The 18,825-nt window shown below is 54.3% G+C and carries 22 protein-coding genes and 1 pseudogene; 2 read left to right on the forward strand and 21 right to left on the reverse strand.

Annotated elements, in window-relative coordinates:
- Window position 1: 1 nt before the first annotated feature.
- The 16 genes and pseudogenes from V6E55_RS13235 to V6E55_RS13310 form a co-directional block, all read right to left on the reverse strand.
- Window positions 2–949 (reverse strand): phage tail protein, encoded by a 948-nt coding sequence (locus tag V6E55_RS13235; protein ID WP_316943032.1) that lies wholly within the window; start codon window positions 947–949, stop codon window positions 2–4.
- Entirely contained in the window at window positions 939–1,553 is a 615-nt protein-coding gene (locus V6E55_RS13240; RefSeq protein WP_316943034.1) for a phage tail protein I, read from the reverse strand. The genes V6E55_RS13235 and V6E55_RS13240 overlap by 11 nt, the downstream gene beginning before the upstream one ends.
- The gene (locus V6E55_RS13245; protein WP_316943036.1) at window positions 1,546–2,457 is read right to left on the reverse strand and encodes a baseplate assembly protein; all 912 of its coding nucleotides are present in this window, start codon (window positions 2,455–2,457) and stop codon (window positions 1,546–1,548) included. The genes V6E55_RS13240 and V6E55_RS13245 overlap by 8 nt, the downstream gene beginning before the upstream one ends.
- Window positions 2,454–2,816, reverse strand: coding sequence for a GPW/gp25 family protein (locus V6E55_RS13250; protein ID WP_000108898.1), 363 nt, complete (start codon window positions 2,814–2,816; stop codon window positions 2,454–2,456). The genes V6E55_RS13245 and V6E55_RS13250 overlap by 4 nt, the downstream gene beginning before the upstream one ends.
- Entirely contained in the window at window positions 2,813–3,442 is a 630-nt protein-coding gene (locus V6E55_RS13255; RefSeq protein ID WP_234105256.1) for a phage baseplate assembly protein V, read from the reverse strand. The genes V6E55_RS13250 and V6E55_RS13255 overlap by 4 nt, the downstream gene beginning before the upstream one ends.
- A gap of 157 nt (window positions 3,443–3,599) precedes the next feature.
- Window positions 3,600–4,244 (reverse strand): phage virion morphogenesis protein, encoded by a 645-nt coding sequence (locus V6E55_RS13260; protein WP_316943037.1) that lies wholly within the window; start codon window positions 4,242–4,244, stop codon window positions 3,600–3,602.
- Entirely contained in the window at window positions 4,205–4,699 is a 495-nt protein-coding gene (locus V6E55_RS13265) for a phage tail protein (protein ID WP_000917105.1), read from the reverse strand. Before V6E55_RS13265 ends, V6E55_RS13260 begins: the two co-directional genes overlap by 40 nt.
- Window positions 4,699–5,229: pseudogene (locus V6E55_RS13270) on the reverse strand (DUF2514 family protein). The gene V6E55_RS13265 and the pseudogene V6E55_RS13270 overlap by 1 nt, the downstream one beginning before the upstream one ends.
- A gap of 113 nt (window positions 5,230–5,342) precedes the next feature.
- Entirely contained in the window at window positions 5,343–5,735 is a 393-nt protein-coding gene (locus V6E55_RS13275; RefSeq protein WP_316943038.1) for a M15 family metallopeptidase, read from the reverse strand.
- Window positions 5,725–6,045: a phage holin family protein gene (locus tag V6E55_RS13280; protein WP_063159706.1), complete on the reverse strand. Its 321-nt coding sequence runs from the start codon at window positions 6,043–6,045 to the stop codon at window positions 5,725–5,727. Before V6E55_RS13280 ends, V6E55_RS13275 begins: the two co-directional genes overlap by 11 nt.
- Window positions 6,029–6,418, reverse strand: coding sequence for a putative holin (locus tag V6E55_RS13285; RefSeq protein ID WP_000232677.1), 390 nt, complete (start codon window positions 6,416–6,418; stop codon window positions 6,029–6,031). The genes V6E55_RS13280 and V6E55_RS13285 overlap by 17 nt, the downstream gene beginning before the upstream one ends.
- 40 nt (window positions 6,419–6,458) lie before the next feature.
- Window positions 6,459–6,659, reverse strand: a complete 201-nt coding sequence (locus tag V6E55_RS13290; RefSeq protein WP_001102549.1) for a tail protein X — start codon at window positions 6,657–6,659, stop codon at window positions 6,459–6,461.
- Entirely contained in the window at window positions 6,659–7,147 is a 489-nt protein-coding gene (locus tag V6E55_RS13295; protein WP_316943039.1) for a head completion/stabilization protein, read from the reverse strand. The genes V6E55_RS13290 and V6E55_RS13295 overlap by 1 nt, the downstream gene beginning before the upstream one ends.
- A 102-nt stretch (window positions 7,148–7,249) precedes the next feature.
- Window positions 7,250–8,098, reverse strand: coding sequence for a phage terminase small subunit (gpM, locus tag V6E55_RS13300; RefSeq protein ID WP_316943040.1), 849 nt, complete (start codon window positions 8,096–8,098; stop codon window positions 7,250–7,252).
- A 42-nt stretch (window positions 8,099–8,140) separates the two neighbouring features.
- The gene (locus V6E55_RS13305) at window positions 8,141–9,187 is read right to left on the reverse strand and encodes a phage major capsid protein, P2 family (protein ID WP_001246221.1); all 1,047 of its coding nucleotides are present in this window, start codon (window positions 9,185–9,187) and stop codon (window positions 8,141–8,143) included.
- A gap of 40 nt (window positions 9,188–9,227) precedes the next feature.
- Window positions 9,228–10,073 carry a GPO family capsid scaffolding protein gene (locus tag V6E55_RS13310; protein WP_182410513.1) on the reverse strand — a complete coding sequence of 282 codons (846 nt, stop codon included), beginning with the start codon at window positions 10,071–10,073 and terminating at the stop codon, window positions 9,228–9,230.
- A gap of 153 nt (window positions 10,074–10,226) precedes the next feature.
- Here V6E55_RS13310 and V6E55_RS13315 point away from each other — a divergent pair, with 153 nt between their 5' ends.
- Window positions 10,227–11,939 (forward strand): terminase large subunit domain-containing protein, encoded by a 1,713-nt coding sequence (locus V6E55_RS13315; protein ID WP_316943042.1) that lies wholly within the window; start codon window positions 10,227–10,229, stop codon window positions 11,937–11,939.
- Window positions 11,940–12,989, forward strand: a complete 1,050-nt coding sequence (locus V6E55_RS13320) for a phage portal protein (RefSeq protein ID WP_000014576.1) — start codon at window positions 11,940–11,942, stop codon at window positions 12,987–12,989. It begins immediately after the preceding gene.
- Between the two features lie 403 nt (window positions 12,990–13,392).
- On the opposite strand, the gene V6E55_RS13325 is transcribed toward V6E55_RS13320, so the two are convergent.
- From V6E55_RS13325 to V6E55_RS13345, 5 genes are all read right to left on the reverse strand, one after another.
- On the reverse strand, window positions 13,393–14,505 hold the full coding sequence (locus V6E55_RS13325; protein ID WP_316943044.1) for a helix-turn-helix domain-containing protein: 1,113 nt from the start codon (window positions 14,503–14,505) through the stop codon (window positions 13,393–13,395).
- A 13-nt stretch (window positions 14,506–14,518) separates the two neighbouring features.
- Window positions 14,519–15,112 (reverse strand): hypothetical protein, encoded by a 594-nt coding sequence (locus tag V6E55_RS13330; protein WP_024153925.1) that lies wholly within the window; start codon window positions 15,110–15,112, stop codon window positions 14,519–14,521.
- 75 nt (window positions 15,113–15,187) lie between these two features.
- Entirely contained in the window at window positions 15,188–17,548 is a 2,361-nt protein-coding gene (locus tag V6E55_RS13335; protein ID WP_316943046.1) for a replication endonuclease, read from the reverse strand.
- Window positions 17,548–17,853 (reverse strand): DUF4406 domain-containing protein, encoded by a 306-nt coding sequence (locus tag V6E55_RS13340; protein ID WP_316943047.1) that lies wholly within the window; start codon window positions 17,851–17,853, stop codon window positions 17,548–17,550. Before V6E55_RS13340 ends, V6E55_RS13335 begins: the two co-directional genes overlap by 1 nt.
- Window positions 17,853–18,824 carry a DNA adenine methylase gene (locus tag V6E55_RS13345; protein ID WP_000620903.1) on the reverse strand — a complete coding sequence of 324 codons (972 nt, stop codon included), beginning with the start codon at window positions 18,822–18,824 and terminating at the stop codon, window positions 17,853–17,855. Before V6E55_RS13345 ends, V6E55_RS13340 begins: the two co-directional genes overlap by 1 nt.
- Between the last annotated feature and the right edge of the window lies 1 nt (window position 18,825).

The raw sequence follows: 18,825 nt of genomic DNA on the forward strand, positions 1-18,825 counted from the left end.
ACTAATAACCTATAGTTAGCCATCGGATACCTTGAGTTGATCCCGATCCAGCGTTTGAATTCGTAATTGCAATCGTAGATTTATCGACTGGCGAGCAGCCGCATCCATACTCTTGGGTAAGTGAAATTGCACTCCCCTTAACAGCTATCGCAAAGAGACATGCATTATCGTACGTTACTGGAAGTGTTAAATTCGTTGTCTCTTGCCTGGCAGCATTAACTATTCCCCATTGGATTAAAACCGAGCTGGGATTACCGTCTATCAAAACGGAAATGGTTAATCGCCCTGTCGATGATGTAACGGCTGATGAAGCGGCTAATTTTGCCGATGAACCCAATCCTAGATTAACAAAGACATCGCCGATTAATCCCGCATCGGCCATTTCCTTAAGAGCATTAGCAATCAGCGGATATTGATTATGCGGGTTATCTTTACCGAGGTGATCACTCATCAAACCATCCGCATAGGATTTCGCGACAATAATTTGAGAATCGACGTAAGCGCGGGTAGCCAGCACCACAGACGGGTCAATTTTGAGCGTCACCGCTGCAGTGCTGCTGACGATCAGGATCATGCGGACAATCTGAACGCGCCCACTACCTTCCTGCAACTGCGGCTTATAGGTTTCTGCGCAGTTGGCTACGGCAATCATATCGCCGTCTTTATCGAATAAGCCGATTTCACGGATCCACCACCCGCCCACGTCTTCGGGGATCACCTGTTCGGCAATAATCTGGTTGGCGTTGTTCGGATCAATGCTCAGGGTATTGAGTGGCGCGCGGCGCAACTCATGAACCAGCGCTGTTTGTGCCGGGTTCGGCGTCGGCAATGCGCCGTTTCCATCGCCTACAGCCATCTGGGTGATCTCAACCTGCGCACCCAATGCCGTGGCATTTGCCAGTTTCGCCGCGCCCACATTGGTTAGCACGGCATAATATTTAGTCGCCACTTGCGATCTCCACGGTGTCAATTAAATGGATTGCCGCCCCGGTGTAATCATCACCGCCCACGGCTATGGTTTCAGGGAAATACGGATACACGGTCAACGTATCGCCGGAATAACTGCCCACGCCGATATACAGATCGCCGGTTGTTTGCAGGTGAAGAGACATTCCCAGCATATGACGGCTGCACGGCTTCACATCGGCGATCAGGCGTTCAAGCTCCTGATAGGTTTCTTCACTAATGCCCTGGTCCTCCACCCCAATATCCAGCGTGAAGGTGCCCGGTGCGGTGTCGATGTTCCACCACTCGTTTACCCGGATGAAGAAGCCGAACGGCTCCACAACCCGGCGCATGGCGCCCGTTGTACCCTTGTACTTATGCAGGTAGAACGCATCGGCCACCGCCTTTCGTTTTGTGCTTATCGGCCAGGCCTCATCCCAGCGATCAACGGAGAAGGCCCACGCCAGATAGGGCAACAGATCAGCCCGACACGTCCACGGGTTCCACAACTGGCGCAGCGGCACAGGCACTTCACCCAACGACGCGCAGACGCGCGCGGCGACTCTCTCCATTCGGCTGGCGCTGGGTGGTAACAGGTCATTACTCATCGTAACCACCCACCGTTATGGTGTATTCGGTGCAGTGCGATGCCTGGTAGTCACTCAGCACGATATCCGCAACAGGCTGCGCCAGTTCAACGCGCTGGACACCTTCGACGTGCAGGGCGGCGTAGATAGCTGAAAGACGGATATCGCGCCCTAAGCGATTCTGCGCGGCAATATACGCCTGTAATTGTTGCTCCGATGCCTGCCGGACGGGTTCAGCTTCCGGCCCCGGATAGATGTAAAGCGTTGCATCGATCTGATACGTCACGATCTCCGCAGACTGCACCGTTACCCTGTCGGCCACCGGGCGCACCTCTTCATCGTTCAGGGCAGCAGCGACCACGGAAAGCAGATCATCGCTGGCCGTTCCGTCACCCTCACGCGATAGCACCGAAATGGTGACGCAGGCAGGCGTAGGGCTGACCGCCGAAATATCAGCTACGCGCCCGTCTGCTGAACGCCCCCAAAATTCATACGCCGCCGTTGGCCCGGCCACGCTCAGACCTTCAAAAGCCTGCTGGGTACGCGTGCGTAAATCCGGGTCTGACTCCATCACGGCTTCAATTGGCGGGGTAACGCTGTCGTCTTCTTCCTGAATGGTCAGACGTTCAACGTTGAAATTGACCGCCAGATTATCCAAATCGCTATCCGTGGAATAAGCCAGCATCACCGCGCGGGCCGCTTCATTCACCCGCTGGCGCAACAGCAATTCGCGATAGCAATTCTCTTCCAGCAGCATGGTGATCGGCTCCGATTCAAGCTCAAGCGTGCGGGCGATCTCTTCCTGTTCATCTTCCGGGTACATCGCAATAAATGCGGCCTTGCGCTGCGCGAAAAGCGTTTCGAAGTCCAGCGGTTCAACCACCACGGGCGGCGGTAGCTGCGATAAATCGATCGTGCCGCTCATGCCTGGCCCCTCAATGTGATATCGGCGTTAAATGGCGTCTGATTGTCGGTGCGATTGGCCTGGATAGTGGCAACCAGCCGACCGGCGCCCGGCGCGCTCAGGGTGATACTGGTCAGAGAGATCCGCGGTTCCCATAAATACAGGGCACTGTAGATGGCAGACATAACGCGCAGCTTCGTTATGGCGTTATCGACCGGCTGATCTATCAGGTTGAAAAGCTGCGAACCATAAGCACGGCGCATCACACGCGAACCGATCGGCGTTAACAGAATGTCGCCGATAGACTGCGCTATATGTTCGTTGTCGGTGATGGCATGGCCTGAACCGGCATTCATGCCGCTGTAACGGACTGTACTCATACCGGGCCACCTGTATTACTGCCACCGGACTGAACGCCGCTATGTTTGTGCGAATGGACAACGACACCATTAGACGAAAGCGATCCGCCTGAATGGGTAATATCGCCCTTCATTTCCCCACCGTTTTGCACTTCCAGCGTGGCGGTGATCAGCTTGTTGGTGCAGACCACTTCCGGCGTGTCCAGGGTAACGCGCGTATCTGCCTTGACCGTTACCACCGGCACGGTGGCGGTAATGGATTCTGACGCGGTGACGCTTGCCGTTTTCACCCCGCTGACAACCAGCGCGCTGGCCTCCGGGTCATATGAGATACGGGCGCCATCCGGGTGCAGGATCACGCAGGTGGTAGCGCCAGCATCTGGCGGCGGTGCGTCTTCGCTGTAAAGGCTTCCTGCAATGAATGCCGTCTCCATCTCACCACAGGGGCACAAAATATAAACCTGTTCGCCCACTGTCGGCGCCCACCACGTCACGGCTTCACCGGCGCGTGGTACTGCCCAGCGGATCCAGTCGGTTTTGTTCTCGCCGGTTTCGACGCGTGCAAGATACTTTTCCGTATCCACTTCCAGCACGGTGCCAATGCGGGCGAGATTGCAGATAAGGCGATAGAGTTCGTTTAAATTCATAGTGCTGACTGTTTCCCGTGGTGCCGGTTACGCTGTCCGGCGTCGCTTCCACCCGGTAGCAGGCTTTACGACCGTTTCGGCTTTTGGGTTATGCAGTCAGTATCAGGAGTCGCGCGCGCGCAAACAACGCGGCGCCATTGTGGCGGGTTGGTGACAATCAAATCTCTTGCATGAAGGTAACAACTGTATCGGCCAGCCAGTCTAAATCCCCCTCGGTCATGCCCAGGAGTTCACGCACCGGGTAGCGCGCACGGGCACCCGGCACCACGTTATCAACTTCACCGTACTGGTGAACGCTGGCAATTTCGGCGGTATGCCCCTGAAAGCCAACCACGGCCATGCCGCCCGTACCGTAAGCCTTAAGAAAGCGTGCGGTGCGCAGCTTGCGGAACATCGGATCTTTTCTGGTACGGTTCTGCTTTGACTGGTTGAGATTAATTTCAATATAGCGCTGGATATCGCGCTTATAGAACGTGCGCAGGGCACCGCGATCCACGTCATAGCCGGTGATTGCGCGGTGCTCACCCCTGCCCGTGGTTCGCCAGTTGCGTAACTCCCTGGTCTCATCATTCCATATGAACTTTATACCGCCCTGGGTGCGCAGGATTTTGCGGCGGCGGGCCTGATAGCTTTCGCCGCTGGGGTTCTTCTGGCTGGCGATACGCTTTTGCTGGCGCTTACGCAGCCCGATCGCAACGTCGCGCGTCAGCTTGCGACGGTGCCCAGGCGAAAGCTGCGCGGCAACGCTGGCTAACCAGTCGTCTAACTGCTGGAAGAGGGGATCGGTTTGTTGTCCTGCCATGTTTCGCCGCTGACCTCATCAACAAATACCAGTGACCACGCGCCAATTTCTGGCCCCGGCGCAGGGTCAGCACGGTGACGGGTGACGATCTCGCCATCTTCACGGGTGACGATCACCGCTTCATCAGCCTGAATCTGGATCAGCACGTCCATCGTGCTGTTACTCAGAATATCGGCTTCAAATGTTATGCCGTTCTGCTGCCTGTCCGGGTTAAACAACAGATCAGGCTGATATAAGCGCGCCCATGCCAGCACCGGCACGCTGATAGTATCCAGAGATTCAGGGTAATCCATCACCAGCACTTCCAGCGTATAGCGATACTCAAACGCAGCAGCACGCTGGCCGGTGCTGACCATACGACCTTTACGCAGGTAAACCGCCAGATTATCGGGATTCTCGCGCAGCCATGGCACATGCTGGCTTATCATCTGGCGCAGCAAATCGGGTTTAAGCATTACTTATCCCTCCCGGACTTAACCGCATCATACGCAGCCTCACAGGCTAACCCTCTGGCTCTTGCTTCATCAGCATCTTTTGCCAGTTGCCCCGCTCGATCGTCAGCGCGGCGGAACAGGTCGGCGAGCAGTACGGCGCCGCTGGTTTCTGCCTCGCTTCTGCCGGGAGTTCCGGCACCGCAGGCGCGTTCACGGTCTGCCAGTTGCCTGGCGAGTTTGTCGGCCCTGTCGTGCAGCCCACGAGAAGCAGCATGGGCACGATCGGCATCAGCCTGCACGCCAGCAAGCTGCTGGCTGGCTTGTTTTCTGATCGCATCAATTTCACCTTGTCGGCGTTGTTATTCTGCCCTGGCCTCAGCCTGCCTTTGTGCCAGCGCGGTGGCGTCGCGTGCATCACGTTGCGCCCACTCTTCACGCCAGTGCTGATCGGCATCACCGTAACCGGCGCTGTAACGCCAGTGGCTAAAACCCCATACAGCAGCAGCGGCCAGCACAAGACAAACGATCACTTTCCAGCGTGACAACCCCATCTCTAAACCTCTCGCCAGCTCGCACCGTCAATACCGGACGTGCTGGAGCACTGTCAAAAATGACCGCGCTCGATACGCACGGCCAGCACAGTTAAAATGACCTGCACGGCACATCAGGCAGGGTAATCGGCATAAGGTAACTGGAAGTGTGGCCCGTCTTTGAGCGTCTTCCAGTCTCCGCCCCACTCCACCGGAATGCCCAGATTTTTACCCGCCTGCTTAAACGCCTGGGAAATCTGCTGGTAATACTGCCAGTCCCATGAACCGGCAGGCGTTGGATAAGCGAAAACATCAACGGCGTGACCGGAAAGATGCCTGCTGTTCATGGTCTGGCTTTTACCTTCCGCAACCAGTTGCTTTTGACGTTCGACAGTACGCAAACCTTCCGTAATACCGAAATCAACCGGCGAAAGCTCAAGCGCCAGCCTGACTACCTTCACCAGATCGGGATGCACACCACGCAGGTTATTTTCACTTCGCTGACTGAATTTAAAGTTATTTGCCATTACGGGCACCTCGTTTGCTTATGCTCATTACGTCCGATCTGTTAACAATCTTCATTACGTTGCCTTTGGCCGATAAAACAGCCACACAGAGCGCCATATTGATCGCCGTCTCCGCAAAGTTTGCGGTTGAATACCTTCCGGTAACGATCAGGATGGTGACTGAACCGCACGCAACAATGAGCACCCAAGCAAACAAAGCAGCCATTCGCTTATGCTTTGCCCCATTGCGCTGATAAGTACCCAAAGTTACCGCGATTACTGCGCATGTAATTGCATTCACGATAAGTAGAAGTTCATTTAGCGTTACCATCGCCACCCCCCGAAAATAAACGTCCTGGGTTTATTTTTCTGAGCATGAGAAGTACATAAACCCCCAGCGCGGCGGCGACGGTTGCCCCAATAGATTTACCCACCGTAATGCCGTCAGGGAGGTACTTACCGATCGCCAACGTGATAAATCCGGTTGTCATATCTGCCGCGAGTACGCCAATCAAAAAAGAAGCAATGAAATACCCAATTTGAGCGAACCGGCTTAACTCAGCAGCGGAAAGCACATACACCACAGCCCCGGCAAAAGCGCCGACAAAAACGCCCGCGTCAGTGCCTGATAACATGCTGGCAAATGTGACGCCTGTAATTGTCACCGTTGCAGCGGCAGCGCCGGAAATTGGCTCACCGACCATACTTACACCCCGCTTAATCCTCTGAATTATTCACTTTTAATCAATCCCATAGCTGCACGGTTTCCCGCTGGGCTGGCGGCTGGATCTCTGGCAGGTAAACAATCTGCCCGGCCTGCAACTCAGTGGCGGCGGAAATGCCCTTATTGGCATCGATCACCGCCTCGGTAACGCCTGCTGTTCTGCCGTAATAGCGCCAGCAAAGCAGGTCGATCGTGTCGTTTTGCTGCGCCTGAACGTTCATTACACCAACTCCGCCAGGCCCCGGCTTTCGTCCTGGATATCACGGATTGACCAGCGCACATCCCGCCACAGCGTATCGATCTGCGTGCTCAATGCCGCCGCGTGGTCTTCGCCTTTACTGGTGGTGTCAATATCGCGGTAGCCTTCAATCAACAGCGCCTTAGTGAGTGAATACACGGCGTTTTTATAGCGCCATACCTTCACGGAAGTGCCATTCACCGGACTGGCCGGAATTTCTGCCAATGACTCATAGCCCGCATCAATCTGCACCTGGCGCCACAGGAAAAGCTGATCATTAACATGGGCCACCGCTTCCACCGTTCGCGACATCAGGCGATCGGTTGTCACCTGCCCATCAAGACGCATCGCGCGGCGTAGTTCAGCCAGCGAAATGACCGGCCAGAATGGCAGGCTTTCAACTTTCGCGCCGCCATCATCAGGCACAGCATCGGATGGTGGCCGTACTGGCTCAGTGGCTACCAGACTCATGATCTCTACTCCGTATAAGTCAGGCGGTGGACGGCAGGACGAAGACGCGGCGTTGCCTGTTTTCGCCTGCCGTGCCGCCTGGGTGCGCGGGGGCACGTTCGGTTATGACGCCGCCTTCTGGCGGGCTGTCGTGGTTCTTTTCTTCGCTGCCGGCTTGCTTTTAGCGGCGGGCTTTTTGGTTTCCCGCTTCGCTTTTGGCTGGGCTGGCGGCATTGCCGTCTTGGTTTCGGTGCTGTTTGCTTCTGGCTTGCCGTCTGCGCCGTCACCGTCAGCAGGTTGCCCAGACTTATTAAGCGCTCGTTGCAGAAGCTCAATATCACGGGTTACGCCTGCTTTTTTCGGGTTCAACACTGCCGCCTGGCGCAGGTATTCAACCGCAGCGGTAAGCGATTCAACGTTGTCAGTCAGGCGCAGCGTATACCCCAGCGCCTTAAGCAGCTTTGAGCGCACCTCATCCGGCATATCTTCGTTCAGGGTTAAGCCCCTTAATGCTTCCAGCAGGTCAGCGGCGACCGGCGCAACAGCCGGGTTAGCTTTGAATGCAGCCAGGACGGGATCGCAAATTTCTTCCACCAGTACGGTGGCGGTGGTGCGGCGATACTGATCCGGCATCGGCAACTTATGGCGCAATACGTACTGACCAATGCGCAGGGCTTCGGCGATGTTTCCGCAGTCACAACACCAGATCATGACGGTGGTTAACACGTCGTCAGACTGGCCGGAATCTGCCGTAAGTACGCCTTCGATCCACGGCTGATAATCCGGCAGCAGTTCGCGTTTTAAATCCGCTTTAGCCTTCTGGGACTGGACACGACTCAAACGGGCTTTATCCAGTCGCAGGCGGTGAAGCATGGTTTCGTATGCCGTCATTTCAAGCTGCGACGGCTCACGGCTGGCGTGGCGGCGTTCAGCCATCACGCGATTAAAATGTTGTTGAGCAGGTGTCAACATGATGCCCCCAAAGCGGCCAGCAGTTAGCTGGCCTGCGCTGATTTATGGTGCCGGTGCTGGTTCGGCGGCGGTAATGCCTTCGATCAGACAGCCGAAGCCGTAATCTTCAACAACATAGGCATCATTTGACGAACTGTAGGTAGAGACGCGGTTATATTCCGGCTCTTCCACGATACGGCGACGGTGCGCACCTTCCTGCCAGTAAATCGACAGGTTTTCCCACGAAGTGATAAACATGCTGCCATCAGGGAAGAAAGGCGCGATGAACGAAGGCAGGTTGCCGATCGTCTTACGCGATGCGATCAACTGACCGGCCAGCGCTTCGGAGTTCGGGTTATTGGTGCTGACGGCGTTGATGATCGGGAACGAACGGCTAACCGTCAGGTTACGACCAGTGATCACCACCAGATTGGGCGAATCTTTGTACCATTCGTCCATCAGTGAGTTAACCGCGTCATAAACCAGCGAGTCGTAGTTACCGTAATCACCTTTAGCGATCACCTGGTTGGAATCGTCGCGGCTGGTCACGGTGATATCTTTCATGACTCGTTGCGGCGCGTTCGCGCGGTATTGTTGCAGCCAGCCGATACCACAATCCTGCAAAAGCGGGTTAGCGTTGCGGTCGGACTTATCCGCATAGCTGGTTCCGTTAAAGCCGATCATGATGCGGTCAAGCGCGATACGCTGAATGATCTGATTGCTCAGACGCTGCTGGAAATCCGGGAATTTAGCCCACGCATCAAGCTGCGCATAAGAGGCGAAAGTATCCGCGTTCACCTTATTACAGGTGTACTTGTTCGAATCCAGCGCCGTGACGGAAACAGGCTGACGGCGATCGGTGGTGGAATTGTTGGTGCTGGAAATCGGGCCGCTCACACCCAGACCGATTTTTTCGCCGGTCTGATCGTTAACGCCGTAGATGTTAATCAGCTTCAACATTTCGGAAGACTGCTGCACCTTGTCTTCAAGCGTCTGCTCAACGCTTGGATCAATGCTGAACGACTTTGTTACGTGGGACTTATTGATGTGATTCAGTTCAGCTTGTCGCTCAAGATACGCATCAAACAATTCACGGGTAGAATTACGCATAGTTATATTTCCTGTACTGTTCCTTCGTTACTGGCGGCGATCAGCAGTCAGCAAGCTGGGCGTTAGATTTTTCAGTTGCGCCGGTCGCTTCCGGGCGGCGGAATTTGCTGGCGTCCTGGGTAGAAAGCTGCGCTTTCATCTCGTCGAACTCAGAGCGCAACTTCTCCACCGCTTCGGCGGTCTGCTTGTTCTTAAGCTGCCCTGCGCTCAGTTTTTCCATCTTGTCCAGCAATTCACCCTGGCTTTCCGCTACCAGTTCAACCGCCTGGCGGATATCGCCATTTTCACGATCGAAGTGCTGGCGGGTTCCGGTCAGCATTTCCTTGATACGGGAAAAGAAATTCTTCCCGGTGTCGGACGCTGGCGGCTCTTCCTGTGCAAATTCAAGAGACGATTCCAGGGTTTCAGTGAAGAAGCATTCAGGTGCGTAGTGACGTGCAGCCAGTGGGTTGGCGCTGGCGTTCTGGGTGCAAAACTTCATCATTTCGGTGCCCAGGCTCGCCGGGTTATCGGTACAGGCCAGCCCCATAAGGTAGGCTTTGCCAGTGTCGGCAAAGGACGGATGCACCTCAATGCTATGGTAGATTTTCTGGCGTTTCTTCTTCAGTTCGACCAGTTCATCCGTGGCGTCCACCTTCACCAGTAGCGCCAGCTTGCCCTTTAACTGGCCTTCGGCGATTTCTTCATATTTCGTTTCAGCAACGTCGCCGTAAGCACGAAAATCACTGTTTGGAGACCAGCCTAAAATGTGTTCCAGATTGACGCGGGCGCCATAGACCTGGGGATCGTACTGCTCGGCCATTTCGATAATGTGCTGACGTTCCAGCACGCGGCCATCACAGGTTGCGCCTTCGACTGCGACGCGGAAAAAATTTGTCATTGGCATGGTGACAAAGCTCCGGGTTGGTAAGCGATTGATATTAACCAGTGCCCCAATCATTCCCTTTGCAGCCGGAAGGCGCAAAGCCTTCACTTTGTCGGACTCAGGCGACAACCAGCGGCGATATTGTTGCGCGCGCGAGCGCGATAGCCTGTTGCCATGAATACAGCCGAAGACCTCAGCACAAAAGCCAAAAGCCTCTACTGGCAGGCGTTTAGCATCACTCAGATTTCTAAGGAAATCGGGGTGAGCATTAACACGATCTACAGTTGGCGCCGCCGCTATGAATGGGATAAAGCCACCCCCATGCAGCGGGTGCAGGATCGCACGCACGTTCGTTACCTGCGCCTGGTGGAAAAGGACGACAAAACCCCGAAGGACTTCAAAGAAATTGACCTGCTGGCGCGCCAACTTGACCGCTTTGAGCGGCATGAGCGACGCGACCAGGAGAAAGAGAAGAAGTCGAAGACCCCGAAAAACCATTTCACCGAAGAACAGATAACCCAGCTTCGCGCCCTGGTCTTTGATTCGCTCTACGAGCATCAAAAACGCTGGTTCAAACAGTGGAACCGACGCAACCGCTTTATCCTCAAATCGCGCCAGATTGGTGCCACCTGGTACTTTGCCCGCGAAGCGCTGTTGCGTGCGCTGGAAACCGGAAATAACCAGATATTCCTGTCAGCCAGCCGCGCCCAGGCATTCCAGTTCAAGCGGTTCATTCAGAAGCTGGCACAGGAAATCGGTGTAGAACTCAAAGGTGGCGACGCCATCGTATTGAGCAACGGCGCAACGCTGTACTTTCTCGGCACCTCTGCCGCGACAGCACAGAGCTACACCGGCGATCTGTACATGGATGAAGCCTTCTGGATCAGCAACTTCATCAACCTGCGTAAAGTCGCAGCAGGCATGGCGACCCACAAAGGGCTACGCCGCACCTACTTTTCGACGCCTTCCAGTGAAGAACATGAAGCCTATCCCTTCTGGACTGGCGATCAGTTCAATAAGCACCGTTCACGGGCCGATCGGGTGGATATCGACACCAGTTATAAGACGCTCAAAAACGGCAAGCTGGGCGGGGATAACATCTGGCGCCAGATAGTCACGCTGGAAGACGCCGTGAAGCTCGGCTTCGATCTGGTTGATACCGATGAAATCCGTAACGAGAACTCCCCCGATGAATACGCCAACCTCTACGGCTGCATGTTCGTTAAAGCCGGGGAACGCGCATTCGACTACAACGCAATTCTGGGCTGCGGCGTTGATGGCTACATGCCGGACGCGTGGCCGGACTGGAACCCGTTTGCACCCCGTCCGCTAGGTAATCGCCCTGTCTGGGTTAGCTATGACCCCAACGGCAGCAGCGGCAAAGGCGACAGCGCCGGGCTGGTTGTGCTGGCCCCGCCAGCCGTGCCGGGTGGTAAGTTCCGCGCGGTAGAGCGCCACCAGTTACGCGGCATGGAGTACGAAGAGCAGGCCAAATTTATTAAAGAGATCACCACCCGCTACAACGTGCAGCACATTGCTATCGACGGCACGGGGATCGGCGATGCGGTTTATCAACTGGTGATCAAGTTCTTCCCGCAGGCGGTTAAATACAACTATTCACCGGTTCTTAAGCGGTCGATGGTGCTCAAAATGTTGATGGTCATTCGTGCCGGGCGCTTTGAGTTCGACGCCGGAATGATGGATCTCGCGCAGTCGTTTATGACCGTGCGTAAAATCACCGCAGGCGGCGTTATTACCTACCAGTCCGATCGGGCCCGTGGCAGCAATCACGGCGATCTGGCATGGGCAACTATGCAGGGCATTTACAACGAACCGATCGGCGCGGAAGTGACCGGCGATAACGGCAGTTTTGTGGAGGAGTTTTAATTGAGCGGCAAAAAAAAATTCAGGGCGCCAACTGCTGCGCCAGCCAGCACGGCCAGCAACGCAGCCACCCCGCTGGAAAGCGTGGAATCTTTCAGCTTTGGCGACCCGATCGCAGTCAACGATCGCGCGTCTCTTATGGAGTGCCTCGAATGCCATAACAATGGCCGCTGGTATGAACCACCGATCAGCCCCTACGGGCTGGCGCGCATGTTCGACGTTGCCGCCTATCACCAGTCACCGCTGATATTTAAACGCAATGTTATCGCCAGTTGCTACATACCGCACCCGCTGTTGACCCGGCAGGAGTTCACCGCCTGGGTGCAGGATTATTTAATTTTCGGTAACTGTTACATGGAATGCCGCCGCAACCGACTCGGTCAGCCGATCGAGCTGCGGCACAGCCAGGCAAAATATACGCGGCGCGGCATAGACCCGGCGCAATTCTGGTTTGTTCCGCGCTACGTTGACGATCACGCGTTCGAACCAGGCAGCGTCTGCCAGATCAAGAACCCCAGCCCGCACCAGGAGATCTACGGCGCGCCGGAATATCTGGCCGCGCTACAAAGCGCCATGCTGAACGGTGAAGCAACGGTATTTCGCCGCAACTACTACATTAACGGCAGTCATGCGGGGGTGATCGTCTACCTCACTGACCCGGTAGCGAATAATAACGATGTGGAAAAGCTTAAGAAGTCGCTGAAAGATGCACGCGGCAACGGTGCTTTTAAAAACCTGTTTGTCTACGCGGCGGGCGGGAAAAAAGACGGCCTGCAAATTATGCCGTTCAGCCAGGTGGCGGCGAAGGATGAGTTTACCGGCATCAAAGACGCCACCCGCGACGACCTGTTAGCCGCGCACCGCGTGCCGCCCGTTCTGATGGGGGTAATGCCGAATAACTCCGGTGGCTTCGGCGACGTAGAGAAAGCGGCGAAGGTGTTTTCCATCAACGAACTGGCCCCGATACAAGAAAGCCTGAAAGAGTTAAACGACTGGCTGGGGATCGACGTGGTGCGCTTCAACCCTTACGCACTGTTGCAGGCAGCGATCTGACGCCAGCCCGGACATACCCGCCACCACCGTGGAACGGCCAGCACGGCCGCAACTGACCACACAGCACCTAAGCCCCTCAGCAGCCCGCTGGCAGGGGCTTTTCTTTTACCTCAAACCACCACGGCGAACCGAAAACGACGCAGCAGCGAGGCGCAGCGGCGCGAAAATCGGCGCAGATAATACCGACCCTATCCCACCCCTCAGCGCGCGCTCATTCCCCCGCCTCGCCCGCACGCAGAAACCTCGCTTTTTTGTGCAAATGTGCAAACCACCGGAAGGCCCGCCCCGTCTGGCCTTAGTTAAGAAAATGACTATCGAAAAAATTGTGCATTCTCATGCAAGTTTATGCGCCATTTTGCAGGTAAAAAAAATCCCGCCGAAGCGGGATTCATTGGTTATCGAATTATGCAGATTTCATTCGATAAGCAGATAAAGAAACAACATTTTCGGTAACGATTTCTGGGGCAAAATCTAACGAATTATCGTTCGCTAACTCCGCTAACATAGCTGGAGTAATACACAAACGCTTGGCTAATGACTCAACATCAACTGACAGATCCGTTAAGAGAAACTTCATTGCCTTATGAAATAGCTCTGGCTTTTCATTAGGAATCAAATAATCTTCTTTTTCATCAATGGCTTCCCCCTTGCGCTTTAAACCGAAGAATGCCGTTTTATATTGGGCATCGGTTAAAAGAGAAAGCTGATGTGCTCTATAAATTGTTGCTGCCTTACTAACTTTCCACGTCAGTTTAAACTGACTTAGCCCCTGCCAGTCGATACGACCGCCAATTGGGCGAGGAAAATATTTTGCCATCGCCGATCGGGGTAGAAGCAAAGCTGATGCAAAACGGTTAGCTTGAGATTCAGTTACCCGATCCCCCGTTGAAATACCTTCGTGCAAAATCAAATGTGCAACTTCGTGAGCAATATCAAAACGCTGACGGCAAGGCGATTTTTTAGCCGTATTTCTTACAATGAATGGCCGACTTAAAGGAACAGAAAGCGCATCCACATCATCAGAGACAGAATCGAAAGAAGTAACAAATGCTCCCAGCTTTTCAGCAAGACGAGTCATGTTGTCGATCGGCCCAAAACCTAATCCCCAATCAGCCCGGCATTTCTCAGCGGCTCTTTCTATGTCCTCTTGAGTATTTACTCTCAGTTCAGGAAATCTTACTGGCGGTAAATTCAAGTACTCATCAAAAACTTCAATGAGACGGCGATACAATTCAGCTTTAGCGAGCGTCGCCCACTTAGTAGCCATACGTGTTGAACTACGCTTGCGGAAGTGAACGATCTCTTCATTCACTGGAGATTGCTCTTGTACTGCGAAAAATTCAGGCGTGACCAGCAATACGGCAGCTAATTTATTCGCAAGCTCAGGAGTAGGCACAGCCGAGCCGGATTCCAGCCGCTGAATGTACTGGCGGGTCTTATCGACCCGCTCAGCAACTTGCTCCAGTGATAACTCGTGATACAGACGAGCCAATCGCAAATTAGAACCGTTAAACACTTTTCACCTACTATTATCCGTTATCGCTTTTCTTTTCCTTTTCAGGAACAGAAGCGCTGATATCATCCAGCTCAATCTTAACAGGTGCTGGCGGGGTATCGTCTGTAGAATGCAGCACAGTTACCCGTTCTTCGCCATACGTCCATAAAGAGAGCATTTCTTCCAGCGCATTATAACCCGCAAAATGCACTCGCCCACCTTCACCTTCGAACTCTGGTTTCTCTACAACGAAGCGCCAAATAGTAGGGATTGTATCTTCTGATGCGAATAACTGATCAACACTATTCTTTCGGAAGAAGTTAGCCTTTTTCGGATTAGTCGGATCATCGCTAAAAGAACGGATTGGGATACCACCAATAGTGATTGTGTAATCGTTATTGGGATTAGAAAGCCCCAACCAGTCGTATTTTTTTGACATGCACAGTTTGACGATTCGATTCTTCTGGCGTCCAAAAGTGCATGTTGCGCGGGTATAATTATCATCAAGCGAAGAAGACAAAAGCTCATGTGTGTCTTCCTGCACTTTAAGGAGTGCCTCCGCAATGATAGATAAGCGTTCTTCGGTTAACTGCGGATGAAACGTCCAAGGTAATGGGTAATTTTGCATCGGGTCACTTTCCTTTCAGTGCAAAAATCAAACTTTGTCAACCGGGATAATGGTGCAGAATTTTGATTTTGTCAACTAACCCCTGTTAATTTTTACAGCCACTTTCCAACGATTGAGAAGCTCGTCAGATTTTTTCTTAACTGCCATTTTTTCAGATGCCAATTTATCTACCCCAGATGCTGCGCGGTTGCTGGAAACTAGCCGCCCATTTTGCACGGTCAAAACGAGATCGCCGCAAGCGATTGACGCTCCGGCCATTATTGATCTGACCATTCCGGTGCTGGCATCAATCCCACGCAGCGCCAGCAGTTCACTAATCTGCTGCTCTTTGATTGATAGCTTTGCTCCCTCTTCCCGTTCCGGTGGCCGCGTTTTCCGCTTAGCCCGTACATCGTCACTTAACCGCTGCGCCAGTTCCCGCTTTTCTTGCCGTGAAAGAGCATCAAAATTCACCGTCTCGCCCACTTCGTGATCGGCATGTTCAAGACCGTCTGCACCTGTCGCGGGATCCCGCGTACAGTTATTGACAGAACTCCGAGGGGCGGCGCTGCCGCCTGAAAAACCAACGTCAACGGCCACACCGTCAGCGCTCTGGCGCTTCGGCACAATTTTGTATTGAGTGGTGCGGGTGAAGATCAAAGAGTCATTGCCCGTAATCGGGCAGTAAATACCAGTGATTCGCTGGACGTTATCGCCGTAGGCGTTGCCGTTTTCAGTGGTTTCATAGTTCAGACGGATGCGCAGCTTATCGCGCTCAACCAACGGGCCACCCTGGGCTAATACGTAGTTATCCCATTCGCCACCGTTAGCGGCCTGCCGGGCGGTTTCCAGTTCAGGGTGCAACACCAGTTCGCGATCGCCCAGGCGGCGAAGTTCCCGATATACCGTGACCGGCGCACCGCCGATCTGCTGAAACTGGCGAATAGCCCAGCGCGATGCCCACGCGCTAACGCGGAGTGACATTTCTTTCAGGTCTTCCCCGGTTTCGTCGTCCTTCTCACCATCCAGCGCGAAGCCGTCGATATTCTTCGAAATGTATTTCGCTATGTAGCCGGTTGCGCTGCCGTGGGCATCGTCGATCGGCACAACCTGAAAGCGGTTTTCCTGCGCTCCCGGTTCGTTGCCGTCTTCTTTCAGGGCATATTTACGGAAGATTTCGCGCGCCTGCTCGACGCATTCCGGGCGCATAAAAAGAAGTAAATGCCAGTGGGGCGTTGCATCGTGGTGCGGTTCGACCACGCGGAAACCAAAGACGCGGATCCCTTTTCTCTTCCAAGCTGCGCGGGTTCTCGCCCAGACTTTGCAAAGATATTGCTGCGTCTCGCGCGGCGACGCGCCACAGTATTTATTATTGCGGCGCCCGTTATGCTGCATGGAGTGGTAACGGGAAGGTGCTGTCAGCGTGTAGAAATCACCGGCCAACCCTTCCAGCTTCGCCAGATCTTCAAAGCCGCGCATTCTCGTCATGAGTTCGCGGCGACGGTTGGCCGGATTGGCAACACTGCCGGCGACTTTATCGATCAGTGAAATGCGCTCGCCCGTGTCCTGGTCTTCCAGTTCCATAGCCTTGAGGTATTCACGGTTAGCCTTTTTCTGGGCCAGCCATTCCGTAAGGCACGGGGCGCTACTGTATGGGGAAGATTTTTTCTGGACGTATCCCGCTGCGATCATCAAATGCTCACGCCACCGGGCATGGATACGGCGCAGGCGGTTTAACCACCACTGCGGTGACTCAAGACGGAGAACCGCGCGTAACGCGTCCTCCGCTTCAAGTTCTTCATTGCAATATGCTGTCCAACCTGGGATCGGCGTTTTCAGATGCACCGCCAGCGACGCAATACGGCCATAGCCAGAAAGCGCCGCGAACTCAGGATCGCCGGTGCGCGCCAACTGGTGATCGGACTCGCGTATAAACTCGCTCGTAAAGATATCGGCAAGCGTATAAGCCAGTCTTTTTAACTCTTTTTTCCCTGCCCAAAGCATACGGAAAAGCTGATCGCGGATTGGTAGCAGAATGCCGGGCATCACAGTATCAGGCTGGTAAACACTGTTGACGCTATCAATACGCGTTAATACGTGGCGCTCAAAGGTATTAACCAGCCAGAGATCTGCCGCTTTACGGTCTTTCGCGTCCAGCGCATCCAGCTTCGCGGCAAAGTGACGGCGGATATACTGCGGAAGAGAAGCCAGACGGCGACGCAGCAGCTTACTGCGTTCCGGCTTTTCGTCTTCCGCTACCAGTTCACTGAACGCAATATGCTTACGCGTGCCGTCCGGCGTGAGATAGTCGAAACCATCCAGCCCCGGCGCTACATCAACGCCAATCGGCTGGTATGGTTTGTTCCCGCCATAAGCGTAAGGGATAGCATTGTCAGCGCTACCCGGATACGGTGGAGGTGGAGAGGGCGCGCGACGGCCACGGGTTACGGCGGTCATTACGCCCCCGCGAACCGATCGATCGTCTGGTGCTGGATCTTCAACCCCAGCTTTTGAGCTAACGCGTATTCTGCTCTTGCCCCGGCAGACTGCTGCCAGCCATCCAGCAAGAAGATCTCGTCAGCACAACGCAACATGGCGAAGCAAATATCCATGTATTCCGCCTGCTCTAATCCATCCGGCAAAATCGCCGGATTAAGGGCAACGTTTCCGCGTCGCACTACGTGCCCGGCTGCACGGTTAAATGCCTGCCGATTGAATCCAGGCAAACCGCTCATCGGGCCAGCGATATAGATTTTTGCCATTAAAAAGCCTCCAGATCGTCAAACGTGCCCGCCGCAACCATCGCGTTGTAAGTCGCATCACCCATCACGGCGCCACAATCAGGGCAACCCCCGCCGTAACGCCCGCAGCAGTCGCAGACAGGCAGCACGCCGATCACTTCTTTGGCCTTCTGTCGGTTGTCTTTGTCAGTGCTGACGGAACGTTGCACGCTGATTTCGTGCATCTTGAAGGGCTGATAAATCGCGCGGGTGGCTTCGGTGTCGCTGTTGGAAATGACGACCTTCACGCCATGCTTACGGTTAACTTCCAGCAGTGCCTGGACTAACTGGCGGTGGTTGTCTTCCGTGAATGGTTCGGTGTGGTATTGGGTAAAATCGGCTGTTTTGCTTTCAGGCAGGTAAGGCGGATCGCAGTAAACGAGAACATCGCCACCCGTGACGACCTGTAGAGAACGCTGGAACGGCGCGCAAAGAAATATTGCCTTTGTATCGTTGGCCTTTTCGGCAAACAGGCGGATTTCATTTTCTGGAAAGTAGACGCTCTTATACTTGCCAAACGGCACGTTAAAGCCGGTCTTCCGGCTGTATCGGCATAAGCCGTTATAACCGTGGCGATTCAGATACAGGAATTGAGCAGCGCGCATAATGCACGCCATTTCAGCGCCATAACGCAACCCACCGCTTTTTACCGTACCCACCTGCTTATTGAACGCGGCGCGGACTTCGTTGTATCCCTGCGGGCTGTTCTTACTGTTGAACAGTTCGCGGGCCGCATCGATCACTAAGTCCGGGTAACGGGTGACTTCCCGATACAGGTTAATAAGATCTGGGTTGATATCAGCCAGCACATAGCGGCGGTATTCAGTCGCCAGAAATACCGACGCGCCGCCTACGAACGGTTCGATCAGGCAGTCGGCTGTAGGAAGGTGTGGCAGCAGGTCAGGAAGGACACGGGTTTTACCCCCTGCCCATTTGATGAACGGGCGGATCATT

This window comes from Enterobacter sp. 342, assembly GCF_036663495.1.
Lineage (GTDB): Bacteria > Pseudomonadota > Gammaproteobacteria > Enterobacterales > Enterobacteriaceae > Enterobacter.

Excerpts from the sequence above, each read along its gene's own strand:
- V6E55_RS13240 (WP_316943034.1), bottom strand. The coding sequence starts at position 1,553 with ATGAGTAATGACCTGTTACCACCCAGCGCCAGCCGAATGGAGAGAGTC.
- V6E55_RS13245 (WP_316943036.1), bottom strand. The coding sequence starts at position 2,457 with ATGAGCGGCACGATCGATTTATCGCAGCTACCGCCGCCCGTGGTGGTT.
- V6E55_RS13250 (WP_000108898.1), bottom strand. The coding sequence starts at position 2,816 with ATGAGTACAGTCCGTTACAGCGGCATGAATGCCGGTTCAGGCCATGCC.
- V6E55_RS13255 (WP_234105256.1), bottom strand. The coding sequence starts at position 3,442 with ATGAATTTAAACGAACTCTATCGCCTTATCTGCAATCTCGCCCGCATT.
- V6E55_RS13260 (WP_316943037.1), bottom strand. The coding sequence starts at position 4,244 with ATGGCAGGACAACAAACCGATCCCCTCTTCCAGCAGTTAGACGACTGG.
- V6E55_RS13265 (WP_000917105.1), bottom strand. The coding sequence starts at position 4,699 with ATGCTTAAACCCGATTTGCTGCGCCAGATGATAAGCCAGCATGTGCCA.
- V6E55_RS13275 (WP_316943038.1), bottom strand. The coding sequence starts at position 5,735 with ATGGCAAATAACTTTAAATTCAGTCAGCGAAGTGAAAATAACCTGCGT.
- V6E55_RS13280 (WP_063159706.1), bottom strand. The coding sequence starts at position 6,045 with ATGGTAACGCTAAATGAACTTCTACTTATCGTGAATGCAATTACATGC.
- V6E55_RS13285 (WP_000232677.1), bottom strand. The coding sequence starts at position 6,418 with ATGGTCGGTGAGCCAATTTCCGGCGCTGCCGCTGCAACGGTGACAATT.
- V6E55_RS13290 (WP_001102549.1), bottom strand. The coding sequence starts at position 6,659 with ATGAACGTTCAGGCGCAGCAAAACGACACGATCGACCTGCTTTGCTGG.
- V6E55_RS13295 (WP_316943039.1), bottom strand. The coding sequence starts at position 7,147 with ATGAGTCTGGTAGCCACTGAGCCAGTACGGCCACCATCCGATGCTGTG.
- gpM (WP_316943040.1), bottom strand. The coding sequence starts at position 8,098 with ATGTTGACACCTGCTCAACAACATTTTAATCGCGTGATGGCTGAACGC.
- V6E55_RS13305 (WP_001246221.1), bottom strand. The coding sequence starts at position 9,187 with ATGCGTAATTCTACCCGTGAATTGTTTGATGCGTATCTTGAGCGACAA.
- V6E55_RS13310 (WP_182410513.1), bottom strand. The coding sequence starts at position 10,073 with ATGCCAATGACAAATTTTTTCCGCGTCGCAGTCGAAGGCGCAACCTGT.
- V6E55_RS13315 (WP_316943042.1), top strand. The coding sequence starts at position 10,227 with ATGAATACAGCCGAAGACCTCAGCACAAAAGCCAAAAGCCTCTACTGG.
- V6E55_RS13330 (WP_024153925.1), bottom strand. The coding sequence starts at position 15,112 with ATGCAAAATTACCCATTACCTTGGACGTTTCATCCGCAGTTAACCGAA.
- V6E55_RS13335 (WP_316943046.1), bottom strand. The coding sequence starts at position 17,548 with ATGACCGCCGTAACCCGTGGCCGTCGCGCGCCCTCTCCACCTCCACCG.
- V6E55_RS13340 (WP_316943047.1), bottom strand. The coding sequence starts at position 17,853 with ATGGCAAAAATCTATATCGCTGGCCCGATGAGCGGTTTGCCTGGATTC.
- V6E55_RS13345 (WP_000620903.1), bottom strand. The coding sequence starts at position 18,824 with ATGATCCGCCCGTTCATCAAATGGGCAGGGGGTAAAACCCGTGTCCTT.